Source organism: Kluyvera sp., assembly GCF_965301105.1.
Genome location: NZ_CBDKZX010000051.1, coordinates 1 through 23,305, shown reverse-complemented (window position 1 = coordinate 23,305; position 23,305 = coordinate 1). Strand labels below are relative to the sequence as shown.

General features: G+C 57.2%; 21 protein-coding genes. 10 read left to right on the top strand and 11 right to left on the bottom strand.

The window, feature by feature from the left end:
- Window positions 1-303: 303 nt before the first annotated feature.
- The gene (gene carA / locus ACW14G_RS15960; protein ID WP_455648677.1) at window positions 304-1,452 is read left to right on the top strand and encodes a glutamine-hydrolyzing carbamoyl-phosphate synthase small subunit; all 1,149 of its coding nucleotides are present in this window, start codon (window positions 304-306) and stop codon (window positions 1,450-1,452) included.
- Between the two features lie 18 nt (window positions 1,453-1,470).
- A complete protein-coding gene (gene carB / locus ACW14G_RS15955; RefSeq protein WP_455648676.1) occupies window positions 1,471-4,695 on the top strand; it encodes a carbamoyl-phosphate synthase large subunit in 3,225 nt (1,074 codons plus the stop codon).
- Between the two features lie 83 nt (window positions 4,696-4,778).
- Here the strand turns inward: carB and celB are convergent, their stop codons facing one another.
- Genes celB through ACW14G_RS15940 form a run of 3 tightly spaced genes read right to left on the bottom strand, consistent with a single transcriptional unit; the run spans window position 4,779 to window position 7,804 of the window.
- On the bottom strand, window positions 4,779-6,128 hold the full coding sequence (gene celB / locus ACW14G_RS15950) for a PTS cellobiose transporter subunit IIC (RefSeq protein ID WP_271457906.1): 1,350 nt from the start codon (window positions 6,126-6,128) through the stop codon (window positions 4,779-4,781).
- Window positions 6,129-6,177: 49 nt separating this feature from the next.
- On the bottom strand, window positions 6,178-7,482 hold the full coding sequence (locus ACW14G_RS15945; RefSeq protein WP_249022330.1) for a 6-phospho-beta-glucosidase: 1,305 nt from the start codon (window positions 7,480-7,482) through the stop codon (window positions 6,178-6,180).
- A 16-nt stretch (window positions 7,483-7,498) separates the two neighbouring features.
- On the bottom strand, window positions 7,499-7,804 hold the full coding sequence (locus tag ACW14G_RS15940) for a PTS sugar transporter subunit IIB (protein WP_106925318.1): 306 nt from the start codon (window positions 7,802-7,804) through the stop codon (window positions 7,499-7,501).
- A gap of 263 nt (window positions 7,805-8,067) precedes the next feature.
- Here ACW14G_RS15940 and ACW14G_RS15935 point away from each other — a divergent pair, with 263 nt between their 5' ends.
- Window positions 8,068-9,153: a MurR/RpiR family transcriptional regulator gene (locus ACW14G_RS15935; RefSeq protein WP_167576839.1), complete on the top strand. Its 1,086-nt coding sequence runs from the start codon at window positions 8,068-8,070 to the stop codon at window positions 9,151-9,153.
- Between the two features lie 50 nt (window positions 9,154-9,203).
- Here the strand turns inward: ACW14G_RS15935 and ACW14G_RS15930 are convergent, their stop codons facing one another.
- Window positions 9,204-10,424, bottom strand: a complete 1,221-nt coding sequence (locus ACW14G_RS15930) for an amino acid deaminase (RefSeq protein WP_455648675.1) — start codon at window positions 10,422-10,424, stop codon at window positions 9,204-9,206.
- Window positions 10,425-10,626: 202 nt separating this feature from the next.
- Here ACW14G_RS15930 and ACW14G_RS15925 point away from each other — a divergent pair, with 202 nt between their 5' ends.
- The gene (locus ACW14G_RS15925) at window positions 10,627-12,057 is read left to right on the top strand and encodes an N-acyl-D-amino-acid deacylase family protein (RefSeq protein ID WP_249023367.1); all 1,431 of its coding nucleotides are present in this window, start codon (window positions 10,627-10,629) and stop codon (window positions 12,055-12,057) included.
- Between the two features lie 24 nt (window positions 12,058-12,081).
- Window positions 12,082-12,477, top strand: a complete 396-nt coding sequence (locus ACW14G_RS15920) for a RidA family protein (protein ID WP_163448231.1) — start codon at window positions 12,082-12,084, stop codon at window positions 12,475-12,477.
- 241 nt (window positions 12,478-12,718) lie between these two features.
- On the opposite strand, the gene ACW14G_RS15915 is transcribed toward ACW14G_RS15920, so the two are convergent.
- The gene (locus ACW14G_RS15915; protein ID WP_163448232.1) at window positions 12,719-13,582 is read right to left on the bottom strand and encodes a MurR/RpiR family transcriptional regulator; all 864 of its coding nucleotides are present in this window, start codon (window positions 13,580-13,582) and stop codon (window positions 12,719-12,721) included.
- Between the two features lie 165 nt (window positions 13,583-13,747).
- Here ACW14G_RS15915 and ACW14G_RS15910 point away from each other — a divergent pair, with 165 nt between their 5' ends.
- The 5 genes from ACW14G_RS15910 to folA all read left to right on the top strand — a co-directional run bounded on the left by ACW14G_RS15910 (window position 13,748) and on the right by folA (window position 18,193).
- Window positions 13,748-14,635, top strand: coding sequence for an ROK family protein (locus tag ACW14G_RS15910; protein ID WP_249022328.1), 888 nt, complete (start codon window positions 13,748-13,750; stop codon window positions 14,633-14,635).
- Window positions 14,636-14,737: 102 nt separating this feature from the next.
- Window positions 14,738-14,977 (top strand): YgdI/YgdR family lipoprotein, encoded by a 240-nt coding sequence (locus ACW14G_RS15905; protein ID WP_163448268.1) that lies wholly within the window; start codon window positions 14,738-14,740, stop codon window positions 14,975-14,977.
- A gap of 193 nt (window positions 14,978-15,170) precedes the next feature.
- Window positions 15,171-15,704 (top strand): glutathione-regulated potassium-efflux system oxidoreductase KefF, encoded by a 534-nt coding sequence (gene kefF / locus ACW14G_RS15900; protein ID WP_163448234.1) that lies wholly within the window; start codon window positions 15,171-15,173, stop codon window positions 15,702-15,704.
- Window positions 15,697-17,565, top strand: a complete 1,869-nt coding sequence (gene kefC / locus ACW14G_RS15895; RefSeq protein ID WP_167576833.1) for a glutathione-regulated potassium-efflux system protein KefC — start codon at window positions 15,697-15,699, stop codon at window positions 17,563-17,565. The genes kefF and kefC overlap by 8 nt, the downstream gene beginning before the upstream one ends.
- A 148-nt stretch (window positions 17,566-17,713) precedes the next feature.
- The gene (gene folA / locus ACW14G_RS15890; protein WP_223803325.1) at window positions 17,714-18,193 is read left to right on the top strand and encodes a type 3 dihydrofolate reductase; all 480 of its coding nucleotides are present in this window, start codon (window positions 17,714-17,716) and stop codon (window positions 18,191-18,193) included.
- Window positions 18,194-18,280: 87 nt separating this feature from the next.
- On the opposite strand, the gene apaH is transcribed toward folA, so the two are convergent.
- The 6 genes from apaH to lptD all read right to left on the bottom strand — a co-directional run.
- On the bottom strand, window positions 18,281-19,129 hold the full coding sequence (gene apaH / locus ACW14G_RS15885; RefSeq protein ID WP_163448236.1) for a bis(5'-nucleosyl)-tetraphosphatase (symmetrical) ApaH: 849 nt from the start codon (window positions 19,127-19,129) through the stop codon (window positions 18,281-18,283).
- 2 nt (window positions 19,130-19,131) lie between these two features.
- Entirely contained in the window at window positions 19,132-19,509 is a 378-nt protein-coding gene (apaG, locus tag ACW14G_RS15880) for a Co2+/Mg2+ efflux protein ApaG (protein ID WP_163448237.1), read from the bottom strand.
- 3 nt (window positions 19,510-19,512) lie between these two features.
- Complete coding sequence (gene rsmA, locus ACW14G_RS15875; protein WP_064547358.1) at window positions 19,513-20,334, bottom strand: 16S rRNA (adenine(1518)-N(6)/adenine(1519)-N(6))-dimethyltransferase RsmA; 822 nt, start codon at window positions 20,332-20,334, stop codon at window positions 19,513-19,515.
- Complete coding sequence (gene pdxA, locus ACW14G_RS15870; protein WP_223803324.1) at window positions 20,327-21,316, bottom strand: 4-hydroxythreonine-4-phosphate dehydrogenase PdxA; 990 nt, start codon at window positions 21,314-21,316, stop codon at window positions 20,327-20,329. The genes rsmA and pdxA overlap by 8 nt, the downstream gene beginning before the upstream one ends.
- Window positions 21,316-22,602: a peptidylprolyl isomerase SurA gene (surA, locus tag ACW14G_RS15865; RefSeq protein ID WP_163448239.1), complete on the bottom strand. Its 1,287-nt coding sequence runs from the start codon at window positions 22,600-22,602 to the stop codon at window positions 21,316-21,318. The genes pdxA and surA overlap by 1 nt, the downstream gene beginning before the upstream one ends.
- Before the next feature lie 53 nt (window positions 22,603-22,655).
- Window positions 22,656-23,305 (bottom strand): LPS assembly protein LptD (lptD, locus tag ACW14G_RS15860; protein WP_455648674.1); only part of this gene is annotated, 650 nt, incomplete at its 5' end.

Sequence of the window (23,305 nt, the reverse complement as noted above, 5' to 3'; positions counted from 1 at the left end):
AATGTAAATTTTGACCATCTGGTCTACTTTTTAAGGCGTCATCTCATCATTTTACAGTCTTTCCGCTCCGCAAGCGTTTTCTCCCATGAGTTAGTTGATCTTTTTGATGCCTGGAGGCGGCTTGATTCGCCAGTGGCGCAAAATAATAATAAAAATTGCCCTTTGAGGTAGACTTTTGCCGAGGCTGTCACTAGAATGCCGCCGTTTGCCAGAAATTCATCGGTAAGCAGATTTGCATTGATTTGTGCCGTTGTTATGAATTAATATGCAAATAAATCGAGTAAATATTCTCTGGAGGGTGTTTTGATTAAGTCAGCGCTATTGGTTCTGGAAGACGGAACCCAGTTTCACGGTCGGGCCATAGGGGCAACAGGTTCGGCGGTTGGGGAAGTCGTTTTCAATACTTCAATGACCGGTTATCAAGAAATCCTCACTGATCCTTCCTATTCTCGCCAAATCGTCACTCTTACTTATCCCCATATTGGTAATGTCGGCACCAATGCCGCCGATGAAGAGTCCTCTCAGGTTCACGCTCAGGGTCTGGTTATTCGCGACCTGCCGCTGATTGCCAGCAACTATCGCAATACTGAAGACCTCTCTTCTTACCTGAAACGCCATAACATCGTGGCGATTGCCGATATCGATACCCGTAAGCTGACGCGACTGCTGCGCGAGAAGGGCGCTCAGAACGGCTGCATCATCGCAGGCGATAATCTGGATGCTACGCTGGCCTTAGAAAAAGCCAAAGCGTTCCCGGGCTTAAATGGGATGGACCTGGCAAAAGAAGTGACCACGGCTGAATCCTACAGCTGGACGCAGGGTAGCTGGACGCTGGCGGGTGACCTGCCGGAAGCCAAGTCCGCAGAAGAGCTGCCGTTCCACGTGGTGGCCTACGATTTTGGCGCCAAGCGCAACATCCTGCGCATGCTGGTTGAACGCGGCTGCCGCCTGACCGTGGTACCGGCGAAAACCTCCGCTGAAGAAGTGCTGGCGATGAATCCGGACGGCGTGTTCCTGTCTAACGGCCCTGGCGACCCGGCACCGTGCGACTACGCCATCGACGCGATTGAGAAATTCCTCCAGACCGACATTCCGGTATTTGGCATCTGCCTCGGCCATCAGCTGCTGGCGCTGGCGAGCGGTGCGAAGACCATCAAGATGAAATTTGGTCACCACGGTGGTAACCACCCGGTGAAAGACATGGATAAGAATGTGGTGATGATCACCGCGCAGAACCACGGCTTTGCAGTTGATGAAGACTCGCTGCCAGCCAACCTGCGCGTGACCCACAAATCCCTGTTCGACGGTACCCTGCAAGGGATTCACCGTACCGATAAACCGGCGTTCAGCTTCCAGGGCCACCCAGAGGCGAGCCCAGGCCCGCACGATGCGGCGCCGCTGTTCGACCACTTTATCGAGCTTATTGAGCAATACCGTCAGTCCGCGAAATAATCAGGAGTAATAAGAGCCATGCCAAAACGTACAGACATAAAAAGTATCCTGATTCTGGGCGCGGGCCCGATTGTTATCGGTCAGGCGTGTGAGTTTGACTACTCCGGCGCCCAGGCGTGTAAAGCGCTGCGCGAAGAGGGCTACCGCGTCATTCTGGTGAACTCTAACCCGGCCACCATCATGACCGACCCGGAAATGGCCGATGCGACCTACATCGAGCCGATTAACTGGGAAGTGGTACGCAAAATCATCGAAAAAGAGCGCCCGGATGCGGTGCTGCCGACCATGGGCGGCCAGACGGCGCTGAACTGTGCGCTGGAGCTGGAGCGTCAGGGCGTGCTGGAAGAGTTCGGCGTAACCATGATTGGCGCCACCGCCGATGCGATTGATAAAGCAGAAGACCGTCGTCGCTTCGATGTAGCAATGAAGAAAATCGGCCTCGACACCGCGCGTTCCGGTATCGCGCACACTATGGAAGAAGCGCTGGCGGTTGCCGCTGATGTGGGCTTCCCGTGCATCATCCGGCCTAGCTTTACCATGGGCGGCACCGGCGGCGGTATCGCTTACAACCGTGAAGAGTTCGAAGAAATCTGCGAACGCGGTCTGGACCTCTCGCCAACCAACGAGCTGCTGATTGATGAGTCGCTGATCGGCTGGAAAGAGTACGAGATGGAAGTGGTGCGTGATAAAAACGACAACTGCATCATCGTCTGCTCTATCGAAAACTTCGACGCGATGGGCATCCATACCGGTGACTCCATCACCGTAGCACCGGCCCAGACGCTGACCGACAAAGAATATCAAATCATGCGTAACGCCTCGATGGCGGTACTGCGTGAAATCGGCGTTGAAACCGGCGGTTCTAACGTCCAGTTCTCGGTGAACCCGAAAGACGGCCGCCTGATTGTTATCGAAATGAACCCGCGCGTCTCCCGCTCCTCGGCGCTGGCCTCCAAAGCTACCGGCTTCCCGATTGCCAAAGTGGCAGCGAAACTGGCGGTGGGTTACACCCTCGACGAACTGATGAACGACATCACCGGCGGCCGTACGCCGGCCTCCTTCGAGCCGTCTATCGACTACGTTGTCACCAAGATTCCACGCTTCAACTTCGAGAAATTCGCTGGCGCTAACGACCGTCTGACCACCCAGATGAAATCCGTCGGTGAAGTGATGGCGATTGGCCGTACCCAGCAGGAATCCCTGCAAAAAGCGCTGCGCGGCCTGGAAGTGGGTGCCACCGGTTTCGACCCGAAAGTGAGCCTCGACGACCCGGAAGCGCTGACCAAAATCCGCCGCGAGCTGAAAGACGCTGGCGCTGAGCGTATCTGGTACATCGCCGATGCCTTCCGTGCTGGCCTGTCCGTCGATGGCGTGTTCAACCTGACCAACATCGACCGCTGGTTCCTGGTGCAGATTGAAGAGCTGGTGCGTCTGGAAGAGAAAGTGGCGGAAGTGGGCATCAACGGCCTCGACGCTGACTTCCTGTGCCACCTGAAACGCAAAGGCTTTGCCGATGCGCGTCTGGCAAAACTGGCGGGCGTGCGCGAAGCGGAAATCCGCAAGCTGCGTGACCAGTACAACCTGCACCCGGTCTACAAGCGCGTGGATACCTGCGCGGCGGAATTCGCCACCGATACCGCCTACATGTACTCCACCTATGAAGAAGAGTGCGAATCTAACCCGTCCGTTGACCGCGATAAAATCATGGTCCTCGGCGGCGGCCCGAACCGTATCGGTCAGGGTATCGAATTCGACTACTGCTGCGTACACGCCTCGCTGGCGCTGCGCGAAGACGGTTACGAGACCATCATGGTCAACTGTAACCCGGAAACCGTCTCCACCGACTACGACACCTCAGACCGTCTGTACTTCGAGCCGGTCACGCTGGAAGACGTGCTGGAAATCGTGCGCATCGAGAAGCCGAAGGGCGTTATCGTGCAGTACGGCGGCCAGACCCCGCTGAAGCTGGCGCGTGAACTGGAAGCCGCAGGCGTACCGGTTATCGGCACCAGCCCGGACGCCATCGACCGCGCGGAAGACCGTGAACGCTTCCAGCACGCGGTTGACCGTCTGAAGCTGAAGCAGCCGGCGAACGCCACCGTCACCGCCATTGAACAAGCGGTTGAGAAGGCGAAAGAGATTGGTTACCCGCTGGTGGTGCGCCCATCCTACGTACTGGGCGGCCGCGCGATGGAAATCGTCTACGACGAAGCCGACCTGCGTCGCTACTTCCAGACTGCGGTCAGCGTGTCTAACGATGCGCCGGTGCTGCTTGACCGCTTCCTCGACGACGCTATCGAAGTTGACGTTGACGCCATCTGCGACGGCGAAATGGTGCTGATTGGCGGCATCATGGAGCACATCGAGCAGGCGGGCGTGCACTCCGGTGACTCCGCCTGTTCTCTGCCAGCCTACACCCTGAGCCAGGAGATTCAGGACGTGATGCGCCAGCAGGTGCAGAAGCTGGCCTTCGAGCTGCAGGTTCGCGGCCTGATGAACGTCCAGTTCGCGGTGAAAGACAACGAAGTCTATCTGATTGAAGTCAACCCGCGTGCGGCGCGTACCGTACCGTTCGTCTCCAAAGCCACCGGCGTACCGCTGGCGAAAGTGGCGGCGCGCGTGATGGCCGGTAAGACGCTGGCGCAGCAGGGCGTGACCAAAGAGATCATCCCGCCGTACTACTCGGTGAAAGAAGTGGTGCTGCCGTTCAACAAATTCCCGGGCGTTGACCCGCTGTTAGGGCCAGAAATGCGCTCTACCGGGGAAGTGATGGGCGTGGGCCGTACCTTCGCGGAAGCGTTCGCCAAGGCGCAGCTGGGCAGCAACTCCACGATGAAGAAACAGGGCCGTGCGCTGCTCTCCGTTCGCGAAGGCGACAAAGAACGCGTGGTGGACCTGGCCGCTAAGCTGCTGAAACAAGGCTTCGAGCTGGATGCCACCCACGGTACCGCGATTGTGCTGGGCGAAGCCGGTATCAACCCGCGTCTGGTGAATAAGGTGCATGAAGGTCGTCCGCACATTCAGGACCGTATCAAGAATGGCGAATATACCTACATCATCAACACCACCGCAGGTCGTCAGGCGATTGAAGACTCCAAGCTGATTCGCCGCAGCGCGCTGCAGTACAAAGTGCACTACGACACCACCCTGAACGGCGGTTTCGCTACGGCGATGGCGCTGAATGCAGATGCCAAAGAGAAAGTGACCTCTGTACAGGAAATGCACGCACAGATTAAAAAATAAGTGCAAGCAACCAAAAACGCCGGGCATCTGCCCGGCGTTTTTGGTTTTGTAGCCCGGCGGCGCTTCGCTTGGCCGGGCTACATTTATTGTTCGGCTATGGGGGACGTTGCGACCGCCTGCTGCGACTTGCTGGCCTGCTCCTCGCGATATTTCAAATTATCCCAGATGCGGAAGAACGGGTAATACATCACCAGCGAAATCCCGAGGTTGACGATTTGCAGCACCGAGCCGGAAATATGCCCGCCGGTCGCCAGATAACCGCTGACCACAATCGGTGTGGTGAACGGCAGCGCAATGCCCGCCGGTTTGGCGACTAAACCGGTGGTCATCGCCACGTAGGAGACAATCACCAGCACCACTGGCGTAAGGATAAACGGCACCACCAGATACGGGTTCATCACGATCGGAATGCCAAACACCATCGGTTCGCTGATGTTAAACAGGCTGCCCGGCGCGGCAATTTTACCCAGCTGTTTCATCTGCACGCTGCGGCTGCGTAAGATCATAAAGATAACCAGCCCTAACAGCGCCCCGGTACCGCCCGGCGCAATCCACAGGTCGTAGAACTGCTGGGTGATAATGTGGGGAATCGGCAGGCCGTTCTGGAACGCTTCCAGGTTTTCGGACATATTGCTCAGCCAGACCGGGCGGATAAACACCAGTACGATGGTGTCGCCGTGCAGACCCAGCATCCACAGAATGCCAATCAGCAGCACTGAAATAATCATCCCCGGCAGCGAGCCGCCGACGTGGCTCATCGGAATACCGACCAGCTCGGTGATCATGGTATTGATATCGCCAAACGGCGTCGCTTCAACCAGCAGACGCAGCGCCAGCACCACTGCCAGCACGCAGAAACCCGGGACCAGCGCGAGGAACGATTTTGCCACCGCCGGCGGTACGCCTTCCGGCATGCGGATGACCAGGTTGCGGTCGTTAACGAAGCGGTAGATTTCGGTGGAGAGCAGGGCAATCAGAATTGCCACGAACAGCCCCTGACTGCCAATCTGCCCCATAGGCATGACGCCTTTGACCAGCTGCGCCACGTCGCTACCCGCCGGGGTAAACATGATGTGCTGTGGAATGGTCATCACGAAGGCCACCAGGGAGACAGCCCCGGCGGTCAGCGGGTCGAGGGTGCGGTACTTCTCCGCCAGACGGTAGGCGATACCGAAGCTGGAGATCAGCGCCATGATGTCGTAGGTCGCTTTCACCGGATAGAGCACCTTTTCCTGCCACGTTGGGCCGAAGAGCTCGGTCATCAGCGTACCGTAGCCCGGCACCGGCAGATAGGCGAAGATCAGGAAGAACGAGCCTATCAACATAAACGGCATGTTCAGGATGATCCCGTCACGCACCGAAAGCACATGTTTTTGTCCGGCGATTTTGAGCGCGGTCGGTAAAACGTATTTATCTATTATCGACTTATTCACAGACACCCCCTGCCCGGCGCAGACGTTGCCGACCGGGCTATTGTTGTATTTATTGTTGGCTGAACTGCGGCAGCCACGCTTTATTGATGGTGAGCACTTCATCGACCAGCGCCGACGCCAGATTCACATCGGCGACCAGCGGGTTGGCAACCAACGCCAGCAGCGCTTTTTGCTTGTCACCGTGCACGGCGGCATCGATGGTCAGACGCTCAAAATCCTTGACCTGCTGGGTCAGGCCGTTCATCAGCGGCGGCAGTTTGCCAAAGGCCAGCGGATGCGCGCCCAGCGCATCAATCAGGCAATTGGTCTCTATCACCGCGTCGTCCGGCAGTCCTTGAATGGCACCGTTATTGGCGGTATTTACCACCATTTCAATGCCAAGATTGTTGTGCAGCGCGTTAATCAACTGCACCGCCACTTCGGAGTAGAACGAACCGCCGCGCTGGCTCAGCTCCTCTGGTTTCTTGTCCAGATTCGGGTCGGCATACAGCTTGAACAGCGACGCTTCGACCTTCATCACCTGCTCGGCGCGAGTGCCTTTGCTGTCGGCATCCGCCAGTTCGTCCTCCAGCATGGTGCGGGTCTGCCAGAAATAGCGGTGATACGGGCAGGGAATGGCGCGCAGCGCGCGCAGTAGCTCCGGTGGCCACGGAATGGCCTTGATGTTGTTCATCGACAGCTGCTCGCCGTCGCACAGCATCTCGATAACCTCGTCGGTCGCATCGCGGCCCGCCGCCAGCACCTGATGTACCCAGACCATATGGTTCAGGCCGGCAAAGCGCAGCGAGACGTCCCCATAAGGCAGCTTGAGCATATCGGCAATCATGTGGTGCATGGTCACCGGCACGTTGCACAGGCCAATGATCTTTGCCTTGCTGTGGCGCGACACCGCTTCTGTGACAATGCCTGCCGGATTGGTAAAGTTGATAATCCACGCATCCGGTGCCAGACGTTCGACGCGTCTGGCGATATCCAGCATCACCGGAATGGTGCGCAGCGCCTTGGCGAAGCCGCCAACGCCGGTGGTTTCCTGGCCCAGCAGTTTATGGCTCAGGCCCAGACGCTCATCGGCGGCGCGGGCCGGTAACTGACCCACACGCAACTGGGTGAGCACAAAACTTGAGCCTTTGATGGCGTCGTCCGCATCGAAGTGAACCGAGACTTTTACCGCCTCCAGCCCGTTGCGATCGAGCATACGACGGGAGAGCGCCGCGATAATTTCAACTTTTTCGCGGCCCGCTTCGACATCAACCAGCGCCAGTTCCGCCATTGGCAGGGAAGCATGACGCGCAATTAATCCTTCAACCAGTTCCGGGGTGTAGCTGCTGCCCCCGCCAATCACGGTAATTTTCATCGCTTTCTCCTGGGCCTCAGGCCATCAGTTGGATCGCTTTATCGAGTACGCGATCGCCGCGCATGGTGCCGTAGTCCATCATGTCGATCACTTCAACCGGTTTACCCAGCGGCGCAGACAGTTCGCGCAGGCGAGAGAGTTCGAACTGCACCTGAGGGCCCAGCAGCACCACATCCGCCTGCGGCAGCATGCTTTCTATCTCGGCAACCGGATAGGCGTTGATCTCCACCGCCAGCGCGCGTTTTTCCGCTTCGGCACGCATCTTCTGCACCAGCATGCTGGTGGACATTCCGGCGGCGCAGCACAACATGATCTTTTTCATGACAATATTTCCCTCGTTTGAAAACATATTTCACACATTAGCGGTTTTACGTAGCATGTATGAAAATTATTTTCATGAGTGTGATCGGCGTTAAAATATTGCTTTACGGCATGTCAGAGGGGTAGAAATGTGATCGCGATAAGATAAATGAATCTTTACCGCCGTTAATCGCATAACGTGTCGCCCTTCGGCTGAATGAATTGAAAAATAATTTCAATAAATTATGATGTTTTTAATGAGCTGCACATGAGGACACTCTGGTTATGGATATTGTTTATCAGCTGGTGCATGGGTTATCCGGACTGCCTGCGCAGGAATCCCGGCTGGCGCGCTTTTTCCTCGATAATTTTGCCCAGATCCCCGAGGCGACGATTGAAGAGCTGGCAGCAAAGGCTGGCGTCAGCCCGGCGACGCTGCAACACTTTTCGCGCAGCATTGGCTGCGCGGATATCAATGACTTTATTGGCCAGGTGCGCCATCAGCAGCAGGAGAGCCGCTTGAATAAAACGGCTGCCCCCATGCTGGGCGATGCGGCATGGATGGATCCGCATACTCTGCAACAGTTGGCGAAAAATGCGGGCGTCGGTAGCGATGTGCTGGACCGTTTTTCTCACTCGATTGGCCGCGACAGCAATGAGGATATCCTCAGCCTGATCCGTCAGCGGTTGCAGGATTTCAGCCAGCAGGAATCGCGCGTGGCGCAGACTATCCTCAGCGATGTCGCCTTTGCCGCCTCGGCCACCATTGACCAGTTGGCAACGGCGGCGGGCGTCAGCCCGGCGACCATCACCCGTTTTGCCCGTGCGGCGGGCTGTGACGACATTCGCGATCTGCGCATGAAGCTGGCGCAGGCCAGCGCGCCGGTGGCGGCGGGCGATCTGCCAGGGCCGTGGCGCGAAAGGCTCAGCCAAATCCAGCATTCGTTGAATGCCCAGCTCAGCGAACTTTCGTCCACAGAGGTTGAACGTGCCGCGGGTCTGCTAAAACAGGCCCGTGCGGTGCATATCTTTAGCGCCAGCACCGCCGACAGCCCATTTGCCAGCCTGCTGCAGTATCGGTTGCTGACGCTCGGCTATCCGGCCAACGTCTGCCAGGATCCGGCGCTAATGGGCATTACCGCCTCAATGCTGGGGGCGGGGCAGGTGCTGGTGGTGTTTGCCGGTAGTCCGGCGGGTAACGCGTTAGCGGCGGCCGTGCATCAGGCACGCTGGGCAGGGGCGGAGATCGTCATCATCGGGCAGCAGGAAAGCGCACTGAGTCACCCACAAAACGTGACGCTACCGCTCAACGATCCGCGTTACGGAGCGCTGTTGGTGATGGATTTGCTCTGCGATGCAATGGCCCAATAGGGTCACCCCGGCGTTGGCGTTTACACGCCTCGTCCGGGCATGCTCCGGGTTCAGAACCCCGTTTCCAGCGTTTCCAGCACGTTGTAGTCCTCATCAACCAGCAGCAACGCTTTCCACTTATCGAACGTCAGGCAAGGGTGTGAAGTGGCAAAGATCAGAATGTCTCCCACCTTCACATCGGTACCTGGCGCAAGCTTCAGCATCGCGTGCTGATCCATAATGCCGGTAGCTTCGATGCTGTGCGCTGCCAGCGGGAGCGCCTTACCGTCGCGATAGTGGGCGATAGGCTGCGGTAATCCTGCGTCAAACGCGCTATCGCGTTTGCCGAAATTGACGATCGCACGATCGCTTTCCGGCACCGATTGCACCATGGCCACCAGTTCCAGCGCGGAAGCCAGATCGCCGCCGAGATCGCAGGCGGTCTGGTCGCGCGCCAGAATGTCATTCTGCGCTTGTTGGTAGATGCCGGCATCGTGCGTGATGTAGCAGCCTGGGCGAATCACGACCCGGCAGTTCGCCGGTTTAGCGACAGACAGCCACACGTTGCACACCACGTCATACCAGACCGACCCGGCGCCAGTCAGGATAAATTCCCCGTCGACATGGCGTTCAAGCTGGCAGGCAAGCGCCGCGGCATCGCGCAGCAGTGCTTCAACCTTCGGCTGTGGGTTGTCGCCGTGCAGCACGCCTTCATACAGCTCCAACCCACGCAGACGAATCGCCGGAAGCGACGAAATCTCCCCGGCGAGCGTCAGCGCTTGTTCAGCAGTGCGGCAGCCGCAGCGTCCGCCAGGCACGCCCAGCTCCAGCAGAATATTCAGGGTTTGGTTTTTCGCGGCGAAAAAGGCGGAGAGGGCGCGTGCGTTATCGAGGCTATCGACACAGCAGAAGTACTCAACTTCCGGGTATGCGCTTTGCAGTTCGGCAATTAACTGCATATTGGCTTTGCCGACCAACTGATTGACCATCAGCACGCGGCGAATTCCGCTCGCCATCGCGACGCTGGCCTGCCATGCGCTACCGACGCCAATTGCCCAGGCTCCCGCCTGCTGCTGTTGCTGAAAAATCCACGGCGTCATGGAGGTTTTTCCGTGCGGCGCCAGCGACACGCCGCGCGTGTCGGCATAGCGTTGCATCCAGTGAATATTGTTTTCTAGTGCCGCTTTTTTGATGACGGCGGCAGGCAGGCAGACGTCTTCGTTAAGGAGAATCGCCGGGGTGAATAGCGGGGCGGATTTGTGGGGGGCGAGGGTATTATTTTGGTATTTCATAACATTATTCCTTCGTAATCGGATTTTGTATCATCGCTTTGCTTGCATTTAACTTGTTGTAAATAATGGTTATTTATATAAGTTATAATATTTAATGAATTAAAGTATCATAATGCCATGTTGGTTTTGCGTAGTCTTTCACTGTTTTCTGTGCTTGTAAATGGTCAAATTTGAGCCAGAAAACGACGGGAGTAAAGAAGCGATGCAGTTTGATTATCTGTTCAGGAATGTCACGGTGATTGATGGTAGCGGTGGCCCGCAGTATCGCGCCGACGTGGCGGTGAAGGGCGACCGTATTGCGGAAATCGCGCCTGCCATTCACGGTGAGGCGCTGCACGACATTGACGGCCACGGGCGTGTGCTCGCGCCTGGGTTTATCGACGTACACACCCACGATGATATCAACGTGATTCGCATGCCGGAGTACCTGCCCAAAATCAGCCAGGGCGTGACTACGGTGATTGTCGGCAACTGCGGGATCAGCGCGGCCTCGGCCAGCATCAAAGGTGAGGTGCCGGATCCAATGAATCTGCTCGGCGAAGCGGCGCACTTTATCTACCCGACGGTCGATGATTATGCACGGGCGGTAACCGAGGCACGCCCGGCGGTGAACGTCGGCACGCTGATTGGCCATACTGCGCTGCGTAATAATCATATGGACAACCTGTTCCGCCCGGCGAACGACGATGAAATTCAGGCCATGCGCGCGCAACTGCGTCTGGCGCTGGCACAGGGAGCCCTTGGGCTGAGCACCGGTTTGGCTTACGCGTCGGCATTCCAGTCAACAACCGAAGAAGTGATGGCGCTGGCTGAAGAGCTGGCGGCAGGCAACGGTATTTATACCACTCACCTGCGCTCGGAGTTTGAGCCGATTCTCAAGGCGCTCGACGAGGCGTTTCGCGTCGGTCGCCACGGTAAGGTGCCGGTGGTGGTTTCGCATCATAAATGTGCGGGTGCCAACAACTGGGGGCGGACGGTGGAGACGCTGAAACTGTTCGATGCGGTGCGTCAGCAGCAGGATGTCTCCTGCGACTGTTATCCGTACTCCGCCAGTTCGTCGACGCTGGACATGAAACAGATCACGGCGGATTTCGACATCGTTATCACCTGGTCCACGCCGCACCCGGAAATGGCGGGGCAGTCGTTAAAACAGATTGCCGAAAGCTGGTCGCTGACCCTGGAAGAAGCGGGCCAGAAGCTGATGCCTGCCGGGGCGATTTACTACAACATGGATGAGCAGGACGTGCGTCGCGTGTTGCGCTACCCGCTGACGATGGTCGGTTCAGACGGCCTGCCGAACGATCCGATGCCGCATCCGCGTCTTTGGGGCGCTTTCCCACGCGTGCTGGGCCACTACAGCCGCGACGAAAAACTCTTTCCGCTAACCACGGCTGTCCACAAAATGACCGGTATGTCCGCGGCGCGTTTCCAGCTTGCCGAACGCGGGCTGGTGAAGTGTGGCTACTTTGCCGATCTGGTGCTGTTTAACCCGGATACTATCCGCGATGTGGCGAGCTTCAGCGACCCACAGCGCCCGGCCGCTGGCATTGAGGCGGTGATGGTCAACGGCGTGATGAGCTATGGTCAGAATAACAACGTTATCGGGCGTGCCGGGCGATTCTTACGCCGATAGGCCGCCAAAAATAAAGGAGCAACAATGAGCATTAAACGTTATGGCGTGGGCGGCAGTACCGGCACCGGCGGGCAGCATCTGCCGTTTGCAAAAGCGGTGGAAGCGGGCGGCTGGCTGTACGTCTCCGGGCAAACGCCGATGAAGGATGGCGAAGTGGTGGAAGGCGGTATCGTCGAGCAGTCGCGTCTGGCGATTCAGAACTGCGTGGACATTATGCAGGAGGCGGGATATACGCTGGCTGACGTGGTGCACGTGAAGGTTTATCTTACCGATGCGCGTTACTTCCAGTCGTTCAACAAGGTGTTCCGCGAATTTTTTGCCGACCACCCGCCAGCGCGGGTGTGCTGCGTGGCGGATCTGGTGGTGGACTGTAAGGTTGAGGTGGATTTGACCTGTTACAACGCGGAGCGGGTGAAGTAATTTGCGGGGTGTTGCGAGTTTTACCCTCACCCCGGCCCTCTCCCTGGAAGGGAGAGGGAGAAAAGCGTGCCCATGTTGAGCGCCGAAGCTCCAAACCGTGCATTCGTTCCCCTCTCCCCTCCGGGGAGAAGGTTAGAGAGAGGGAGAAAAGCGCGCCCATTTTGAGCGCTGAAGCCCCAAACCGCACATTCGGTCCCCTCTCCCCCTAGGGGAGAGGGTTAGGGTGAGGGGAAAACCCGGACTAATCGCCCAGCGGCTGCCGATCAACCCCGCCCCGATGGCTATCCAGCGCCAGCTTAATCCGGCGCAGCCGGTTCTTGGTTTGCGTCTTATCCACCATCGCCAGCTCGGTCGCCAGCACGTCGACCATTGCCAGCATCGCATAGCGCGAAGTACTGGGCTTAAAGATATAGTCGTTTTCCCGCACGATTAGCGGCAGCACCACATCGGCATTGCTGGCCAGCGGTGTCCCCTCGGGCGTAATGGCAATGACTTTGGCCCCGTATTGACGGGCGATCGCCGCGCTTTCCACCACTTCCTGCGTGTAGCCGCCGAGGGATAGCGCCAGTACCACATCATTGGGCGCGACTGAGGAACACATCATCCGCACCAGTAGCCCGTCGCTTTGACTCACCACCGGTAACCCCAGTCGAAACAAGCGAAACTGCACTTCCTGTGCGCAAATGGTGGAGCCGCCGCCCATGCCGATAGCGAGGATCTGCCGCGCGCCGCTCAGCCACTCGACGGCACTGTTTAGCGTCGCGGGCTCCAGCGCCCGGCGGTTAATCTCCAGCACGTTGATGATCGTTTCGTAGATCCCTTGCACCCCTTCCAGATCCGGTACGTCGAGGATAAAACGCTGCCCAACCGCCAGCGACTGCGCCAGCTTCACCTTTAGCTCGCGCACATCCTTGCAACCAATGGCTCGGGCAAAGCGGGTGATCGATGCCTGGCTGGTTTCGGTCTGCCGCGCCATTTCGGCGATCGGCAGAGTGGTTGCGGCCTGAACGTCGTCGAGAATGAACTGTGCAATGCGCTTCTCGGTGGCGGTCAGCTCAACAAAACGGTCGGTAATGCAGGAAATGATGTCAATGGAAACGGACATGGTAAGCCCCTGAAAATGAATAGCCGGTACTTTGTACCATAGAAATCCTACGTCGCGGGTATCCGTGGGGTTCATTGTTGCGAGCAGGCGCAAGTTTCGGCCTTTCTGCCCCCGGCATAATAACCCGGTTTCTTTCCGCGATTATTAGTTAACTATGGGATGTGTATGGCTATTTTATTGTTTGATTGGGGCGGCACGTCGATTAAATACGGCGTATGGGAGCAGGATTCGCTGGTAGAAACCGCGTCGGTCAAAACGCCGGACAGCTGGGATAAAATGAAGGCGCAGCTGTTGGTGATTTTCCACGACTATCGCCAGCGTTATGCCATTCAGGGCGTGGCGGTCAGCGCGCCCGGCAACGTTGACCCGGAGCGCGGTGAGATTGGCGGGCTGAGCGCTATTCCGTATATCCATCGCTTCCCCATCGTTGAAGAGCTGACGGCGCTGTTCGGGCTACCGGTCAGTATTGAAAACGATGCCAATGCGGCGGGCATTGCCGAAGCGGCGATGGGAGCGGGGAAAGACTATCGTCATGTGCTGTTTATCATTGTCGGCTCCGGCGTTGGCGGCGCGATTGTGGAAGATAAGATCCTGCGCCGCGGCAGCCATCGCTATGCCGGAGAGTTTGGTCTGATGACGCTGGATAACGGACAAACTTTCAGCGAGCTGGGGACCGCAGTGGCGATGGCCAGACGCTATGCGCAACGCCTGTCGCTGCCGGTAGAGAGCGTCTCAGGGGCCGATGTTTTTCGCCTTGCCGAAGCGGGAGACCTTGTCGCTGGCGAAGAGGTTGAACGGTTTTATCACTGGATGGCGGTTGGGTTGCTGAATTTGCAGGTGTGCTATGACCCGGATTGTCTGGTGATCGGCGGGGGTATCTCCGCTAATGAGGCCATCTTTGCGGGTATTCAGGCTCGACTTCGGGCACTGGTGGCAGAAAAGCAGCTCACGGAATTTATGCCCACGCTGTTGCTCTGCCAGTATCGTAACGAGGCCAACCTGATCGGCGCTGCGGAGAGTTTCAGGCAGAAATTCGGCGAAAATCGCCGATAATGCCGCTTCGGAGCTTTCTGGTTTCCTTCCTGCATTCTGGCGGCTAACCTAAAATGGTTAGAGTGATAATGAATATTCGCTGAAAAGCAGGAGGGAAACATGATGCATTATAAATATAAACGACTGACCGCAGCGATTCTGACCGCGGGTGCGCTCTTTACCGTTGCTGGCTGTTCATCCAACCAGGCGCTGAAGACGACCGACGGCAAGACCATCGTAACCGACGGTAAACCTCAGGTTGATGAAGATACTGGTCTGGTGTCGTACAAAAATGCGGAAACCGGGCAAACTGAACAGATTAACCGTGACCAGGTTCGCTCAATGAATGAGCTGAATAACTAAACGTTATCCGTGGCCCCGCAGTTTCAATGCAGTGTGGGGCCAGCGTATAACGCTTATGGCGGCAGGTTCTCTGCCGCTTTCCTTTCAACAATGCCATCCCCCCATTTCTTGCTATTGCGTTAACAGGTCCTGTAAGTGTCATCATTATCTGTCTAAACTCAGCAATACAATAATGAAGTAAGACAGGCTAATCATGATTCTGATTGTTTATGCGCATCCTTATCCGCATCACTCGCATGCGAATAAACGGATGCTTGAGCAGGTAAGGACGCTTGACGGGGTGGAAATCCGTTCTCTCTATCACCTCTATCCGGATTTTAATATCGACGTTGCCGCCGAGCAGGAGGCGCTGTCTCGTGCCGATCTGATCATTTTGCAGCATCCGATGCAGTGGTACAGCACGCCACCGCTGCTTAAGCTGTGGCTGGATAAAGTGCTGGCGCACGGTTGGGCCTATGGCCACGGCGGCACGGCGCTGCACGGCAAAAGCGTGATGTGGGCGGTCACCACCGGAGGGGGCGAAAGCCATTTTGATATTGGTTCGCACCCGGGGTTTGAGGTTTTGGGCCAACCGCTGGAAGCCACTGCCGTCTACTGCGGCATGAAATGGCTGCCGCCGTTTGCCGTACACTGCACGTTTATCTGCGACGAAGAGACGCTACAGGTGCAGGCGCGCCACTATAAACAACGGCTGTTGGCCTGGCAGGAGGAGCACAATCATGGATAGCCATACGCTCATACAGGCGTTGATTTATCTCGGTTCGGCGGCGCTGATTGTGCCCATCGCCGTACGTCTGGGGCTCGGCTCGGTGCTGGGTTACCTGATTGCGGGCTGCATTATCGGCCCATGGGGACTGAGGCTGGTGACCGATGCGGAAGCTATTTTGCACTTTGCCGAAATTGGCGTGGTGCTGATGCTGTTTGTCATCGGCCTGGAGCTGGATCCGCAGCGGCTGTGGAAACTGCGCGCCTCGGTGTTTGGTGGCGGCCTGCTGCAAATGGTGTTGTGCGGGGCGCTTATCGGTGTGTTCTGCATCTTCCTTGGTCTGCGCTGGCAGGTAGCTGAGCTGATCGGCATGACGTTGGCGCTGTCGTCTACCGCCATTGCCATGCAGGCGATGAACGAACGTAACCTGACGGTGACGCAGGTTGGGCGTAGTGCTTTCGCGGTGCTGCTGTTCCAGGATATCGCCGCGATTCCGCTGGTGGCGATGATCCCGCTGCTGGCAAGCAGCGGCGAGTCGACCACCCTTGGCGCGTTTGCCTTTTCGGCGTTGAAGGTTGCTGGCGCGCTGGTGCTGGTGGTGGTGCTTGGGCGCTACGTGACGCGCCCGCTGCTGCGCTTTGTGGCGCGCTCCGGCCTGCGTGAAGTGTTCAGCGCCGTGGCCTTGTTCCTCGTCTTTGGCTTTGGTTTGTTGCTGGAAGAAGTGGGGCTGTCGATGGCGATGGGGGCGTTCCTCGCCGGGGTGCTGCTCGCCAGCTCCGAGTACCGCCATGCGCTGGAAAGTGATATCGAACCGTTTAAAGGCTTGCTGCTGGGGCTGTTCTTTATTGGCGTGGGAATGTCGATTGACTTCGGTACGCTCATCCACCATCCGCTGCGTATCATTACGCTGCTGGTTGGTTTTCTGGTGATCAAATCCGTGCTGCTGTGGCTGATTGCCAAACCGCTGCAGGTGCCGCGTTCGCAGCGTCTGTGGTTTGCGGCGCTGCTGGGGCAGGGCAGTGAATTTGCCTTCGTGGTCTTCGGTGCCGCCCAGATGGCGAATGTGCTGGATGCTGAATGGGCGAAGGCATTGACGCTGGCGGTTGCGCTGTCGATGGCGGCTACGCCGGTTCTTCTGGTGTTGTTGACGCGGCTGGAAAAACGCGCCAGTGCAGGCGATGCGCGTGAAGCGGATGAAATTGACGAAGAGCAGCCGCGGGTTATCATCGCTGGGTTTGGTCGTTTTGGTCAGATTGCCGGTCGTTTGCTGCTCTCCAGCGGGGTTAAAATGGTGGTCCTCGATCACGACCCGGACCATGTCGACACGCTGCGTAAATTCGACATGAAGGTGTTTTACGGCGATGCCACCCGAGCCGACCTGCTGGAGTCCGCTGGGGCGGATAAAGCGGAAGTCTTGATTAACGCCATTGACGATCCTCAGGCCAGCCTGGAACTGACCGAACTGGCGAAAGAGCACTTCCCGAATCTGACGATCATCGCCCGTGCCCGCGACGTCGAGCACTATATCAAGCTACGTCAGGCGGGCGTTAGCGCGCCAGAGCGTGAAACCTTCGAGGCGGCGCTGAAGTCCGGGCGTCAGGCGCTGGAGTCACTCGGGCTGGGCGCGTACGAAGCGCGAGAGCGCGCCGATTTGTTCCGTCGTTTTAACGTTCAGTTGATGGAAGAGATGGTGGAGATGGCCGAGAACGACGCGACCTCGCGGGCGGCGGCATTTAAACGTACCAGCGCTATGTTGACCGAAATTATCAACGAAGACCGTAACCATCTGTCGGTGATTCAGCGTCACGGCTGGCAGGGGACGGAAGAGGGAAAACACAGCGGTAACCCTGAAGATGAGCCGGAAGTCAAACCGACGCTCTAGTGATGTGTAATGCTGGCTGTCCACTTTCCCTTCGTGGACTTGCCAGCAAATCTGAAAATTTTCTTATTCTTTACCTGGCTGCCAGTCGACGAAAGATTATGCTTTCCGTATAGTGGCGACAATTTTTTTCGCATCTGGGATACACTCAATGATCAGTCTGATTGCTGCGCTAGCGGTCGATCGCGTCATCGGTATGGAAAACGCCATGCCGTGGGACCTGCCGGCCGATCTGGCCTGGTTTAAACGCAACACCTTAAACAAACCCGTGGTGATGGGTCGCCTGACCTGGGAATCCATCGGTCGCCCGCTGCCGGGACGTAAGAACATTGTTATCAGCAGCCAGCCGGGCACTGATGACCGCGTACTATGGGTTAAATCGGTCGATGAAGCCGTTGCCGCCTGCGGCGACGCGGAAGAAATTATGGTCATCGGCGGTGGGCGCGTGTATGAGCAGTTCCTGCCGAAAGCGCAGAAGCTGTATTTGACGCATATCGACGCCGAAGTGGAAGGCGATACCCATTTCCCGGACTACGATCCGGACCAGTGGGAGTCAGTGTTCAGCGAGTTCCACGATGCGGACGAGCAGAATTCCCACAGCTACTGTTTTGAAGTGCTTGAGCGCCGTTAAGGCTGCGCTTAAATAAAAATGCCGGGTTTCGACCCGGCATTTTTTTGCTTATTCCATCAGACGACGTGCTGTCGTGGATGCATGGTGCTACGAAGCTACCGCCTCGCTCTCGCCCGGCGCCAGCCGACGGTTCGACGGTTGCACAAAATACGTTTTATCTTCCCAGCGCAGGCAGGTCAGATCGCCGCCCCAGCAGCAGCCGGTATCCAGCGCGTAAATATTCTCCGGCGTGCCTTTACCTTCCAGCGAAGCCCAGTGCCCAAACGCTACGCTGTACTCCTCGGTCACCGGCCCCGGCAGCATAAACCAGGGTTTGAGCGGCGCGGCCACGTTCTCAGGGGACTCTTTGCTGTACATATCCAGCTGGCCGTTCGGGAAGCAATAACGCATACGGGTGAAGGCGTTGGTAATGAAACGCAGGCGCGCGAGGCCGCTCAGATCCCGCGACCAGTTGTTTGGCATATCACCGTACATCGCATCAAGGAAGAAGGGATAGGAGTCACTTGAAAGCACGGCTTCCACGTCGCGGGCGCATTGTTTTGCCGTTTCGAGATCCCACTGCGGCGTAATGCCCGCGTGCGCCATCACCAGCTTTTTCTCCTCATCCACTTGCATCAGCGGTTGACGACGTAACCAGTTAAGCAACTCGTCTGCATCTGGTGCTTCCAGTAGCGGGTTCAACCGGTCTTTCGGCTTGTTGCGGCTAATACCCGCAAACACCGCCAGCAGGTGCAGATCATGGTTACCCAATACGATTTTGACGTTATCGCCCAGCGATTTCACGTAGCGCAGGACGTCCAGCGAGCCAGGGCCGCGCGCAACCAGATCGCCCGTTAACCACAGGGTATCTTCGCCCGGCGTAAATTCCACCTGCTGTAAAAGGGCGATTAATTCATCGTAGCAACCGTGAACGTCGCCAATAAGGTATGTAGACATGATTAATGAATCAGCGTGGGAACAAAGAGACGGAAAACGGGAATGTCGATAGAGAACGGCACGCCGTCGACATCGACCATATCATAGTGGCCCTGCATGGTGCCGAGCGGAGTCTCCAGCACGGCGCCGCTGGTGTACTGATACTCTTCGCCAGGTTCGATGTGCGGTTGAACGCCAACCACACCCTCTCCCTGGACTTCGGTTTCGCGGCCGTTACCATTGGTGATAAGCCAATAACGGCCCAGAAGCTGAACCGCGCTTCGCCCGAGATTGCGGATGGTCACCGTGTAGGCGAAGACGTAACGCTCTTCTTCCGGTTGGGAGTGCGTCTCAATGTAGACGCTCTGTACCTGGACGCAAACTCGTGGCGAATCGATCATGGTTTAGCTCTCCTTGGAGGGCGCATTTTCTGCCAGATAGTTGGCCATCTTGCAGTACTGCGCAACAGAGATATTTTCTGCCCGCATCGCCGGGTCGATGCCCAGCTCCGTCAACACCTCAACGCTGAACAGGTTGCCAAGGCTGTTGCGGACCGTCTTACGACGCTGGTTGAACGCCTCGGTCGTAATACGGCTCAGGACGCGAACATCTTTTACCGGGTACGGCATGGTGCTGTGCGGCACGAGACGTACGACGGCAGAGTCGACTTTGGGTGGCGGTGTGAAAGCGCTCGGCGGCACTTCAAGAACCGGAATCACGTTACAGTAATACTGCGCCATAACGCTCAGACGACCATAGGCTTTACTGTTCGGCCCGGCAACCAGACGGTTAACCACCTCTTTTTGCAGCATGAAGTGCATGTCTGCAATGGCGTTAGTATAGCTAAACAGGTGGAACATCAGCGGCGTGGAGATGTTATACGGCAGGTTGCCGAACACGCGCAGTGGCTGGCCCAGCGTCTGGGAGAGCTCGCCGAAGTTCATGGTCATGGCATCCTGCTGATAAATCGTCAGCTTCGGCCCGAGGAACGGGTGCGTTTTCAGCCGCGCGGCCAGATCGCGGTCAAGCTCGATCACGGTCAGTTCGTCAAGGCGTTCGCCAACCGGTTCGGTCAGTGCGGCGAGGCCCGGGCCGATTTCAACCATGGCCTGGCCTTTTTGCGGATTGATGGCCGCAACAATGCTGTCGATCACGAACTGATCGTTGAGAAAGTTTTGCCCGAAGCGTTTACGGGCTAAGTGGCCCTGATGGACTCGATTATTCATTAGAGTTAACAATCATTTTGATGGCGAGATTAAGCGCCGTAATAAAACTGCCGACGTCCGCTTTTCCAAGGCCTGCCAGTTCAAGGGCGGTGCCGTGGTCAACGGAGGTGCGAATAAAGGGTAAACCGAGCGTAATATTCACGCCACGGCCAAAGCCCTGGTATTTTAGCACGGGAAGGCCCTGATCGTGGTACATTGCCAGCACGGCATCGGCATGGTCAAGATACTTCGGCTGAAAAAGGGTGTCGGCAGGCAACGGTCCGCTCAGATTCATCCCTTTTGCCCGCATCTCTTCGAGTACCGGAATAATGGTATCGATCTCTTCCGTACCCATATGGCCGCCTTCGCCCGCATGGGGGTTCAGGCCGCAGACGAGTACGTGTGGCTCGGCGAGACCAAACTTATTCCGCAAATCATCGTGCAGGATGGTGATGACCTCCCGCAGCAGATCCGGCGTGATGGCGTCGCTGACCGCTTTTAGCGGCAGGTGCGTGGTCGCCAGCGCGACGCGCAGTTCTTCGGTCGCCAGCATCATCACCACTTTCGCCGCGCCCGAACGCTCTTCAAAGAACTCGGTATGCCCGGTAAACGGGATGCCTGCGTCGTTAATAATGCCTTTGTGCACAGGCCCGGTGACCAGCGCGGCAAATTCGCCGTTCAGACAGCCGTCACAGGCACGCGCCAGCGTCTCGACGACGTAGCGACCGTTCTCCACGTTTAATTCACCCGGTGCCACCGGCGCATGCAGCGCAACGGGCAGCAGCGTTAGCGTACCGGCGCGTTGCGGTTTTGCAGGCTGTTCGGGAGCGTAGGGGAGAAGCGTGAGGGGAAGACCAAGAAGTTTCGCCCGCTCGGTGAGCAGGCTGGCATCAGCGCAGACGACCAGTTCAAGCGGCCAGTCGCGCTGGGCCAGTTGGATCGCGAGATCCGGACCAATCCCGGCGGGTTCACCGGGAGTGATAACGACACGATGTTGAGTCATTAGTTGCTCAGAATTTTAACGTAAGCGCTGGCGCGCTGTTCCTGCATCCAGGTAGCCGCTTCTTCAGAGAACTTACGGTTCATCAGCATACGATAGGCACGATCTTTCTGCGCCGCATCGGTGCGGTCAACGTTGCGGGTGTCCAGCAGCTGAATCAGGTGCCAGCCGAAGGAAGAGTGAATCGGGGCGCTAATCTGGCCCTTGTTCAGCTTCATCAGCGCATCGCGGAACGACGGATCGTAGATGTCCGGGGTGGCCCAACCTAAATCACCGCCCTGGTTAGCCGAGCCTGGATCCTGAGACAGCTCACGAGCCGCTTTCTCAAAGGTGGTTTTGCCGCTGCGGATATCCGCGGCAACCTGTTCCAGCTTCGCGCGAGCCTGGTCGTCGGTCATCACCGGAGATGGCTTAAGCAGAATGTGGCGAGCGTGGGTTTCGGTCACAGAGATGCTCTGAGACTGGCCGCGCATATCGTTGATTTTCAGGATGTGGAAGCCCACGCCGGAACGGATTGGACCGACGATATCGCCTTTCTTCGCGGTGCTCAGTGCCTGAGCGAAGATGGCTGGCAGTTCCTGAATACGACCCCAGCCCATCTGGCCGCCTTTCAGTGCCTGTTGGTCTGCGGAGTAGGTGATGGCGAGCTTGCCGAAGTCAGCGCCGTTACGCGCCTGCTCAACGATAGATTCGGCCTGGCTCTGTGCTTCGTTCACCTGATCGGAGGTTGGGTTTTCCGGCAGCGGTACCAGGATGTGGCTGAGGTTCAGCTCGGTGCTGGCGTCGTTCTGGTTACCAATCTGGTTTGCCAGCGCGTCCACTTCCTGCGGCAGAACGGTAATGCGGCGACGCACTTCGTTGTTGCGCACTTCAGAAATCAGCATCTCTTTACGGATCTGGTTGCGATAGGTGTTGTAGTTCATCCCGTCGTACGCCAGGCGGCTACGCATCTGATCCATCGTCATATTGTTCTGCTTGGCGATGTTGGCAATGGCCGCGTCGAGCTGCTCATCGGAGACTTTGACGCCCATTTTCTGCCCCATCTGCAGGATAATCTGATCCATAATCAGACGCTCCAGAATCTGGTGACGAAGTGTCGCATCATCCGGCAGCTGCTGGCCAGCCTGGCCAGCGTTCATCTTAACGGATTGCATCAGGCCATCGACGTCGCTCTCGAGGACAACGCCATTATTTACGACGGCTGCTACTTTATCGACAACCTGTGGGGCAGCGAAGCTGGTATTCGCAACTAAGGCGATACCGAGAAGCAGCGTTTTCCAGTTCTTCATACTTTTTCCATTTCAATTAACCGCAGTGCGGATGATGTGTCTAACCAGTTACTTTACAGCGAACTCTGGTACGGCATGATGTTGGAACGCAGCATCTGCTGGGTACCCAGACCGTAGTTAGAGCTCAGACCACGCAGCTCAATGTTGAAGCCGATGGAGTTGTCATATTTCGACTGCCCGCCGGTTGAACCGTTGTAATCCCAACCGTTGAGCTTGCGCTCGTAGCCGACGCGAATCGCGTAACAGCAGGAGTTGTACTGCACGCCCAGCATCTGATCGGCGGGACTGTGTGTGTTGGTGTCAAAGTAGTAGGCACCGACGACGGACCAGCGATCGACAATCGGCCAGCTGGCCGTTGCGCCCACCTGCGAGATACCGTTACGGTACTGCTCGGCGGTGGAGTAGGTCGGCAGCGTTGCCTGGATGTATTCCGGGCTGGCGTAGCGATAGGTCAACTGCACCAAACGTTCGTCATCCTGGCGGTATTCGATCGCCGAACTGCTGTTAGCGATGTTGTTCAGACGCGTATCGTACTGAATGCCGCCGCGCAGACCCCATTTGTCGCTGATGCGCCAGTAGGTATCGCCTGCCCATACCAGTGAACCCGTTTTGTTGTCTTTCTCCCAGTTAATGTTGTCATCACCGGTGCGAGACTCGGTGAAATAGTAGATTTGACCAACAGAAACGTTAAAACGTTCAACGG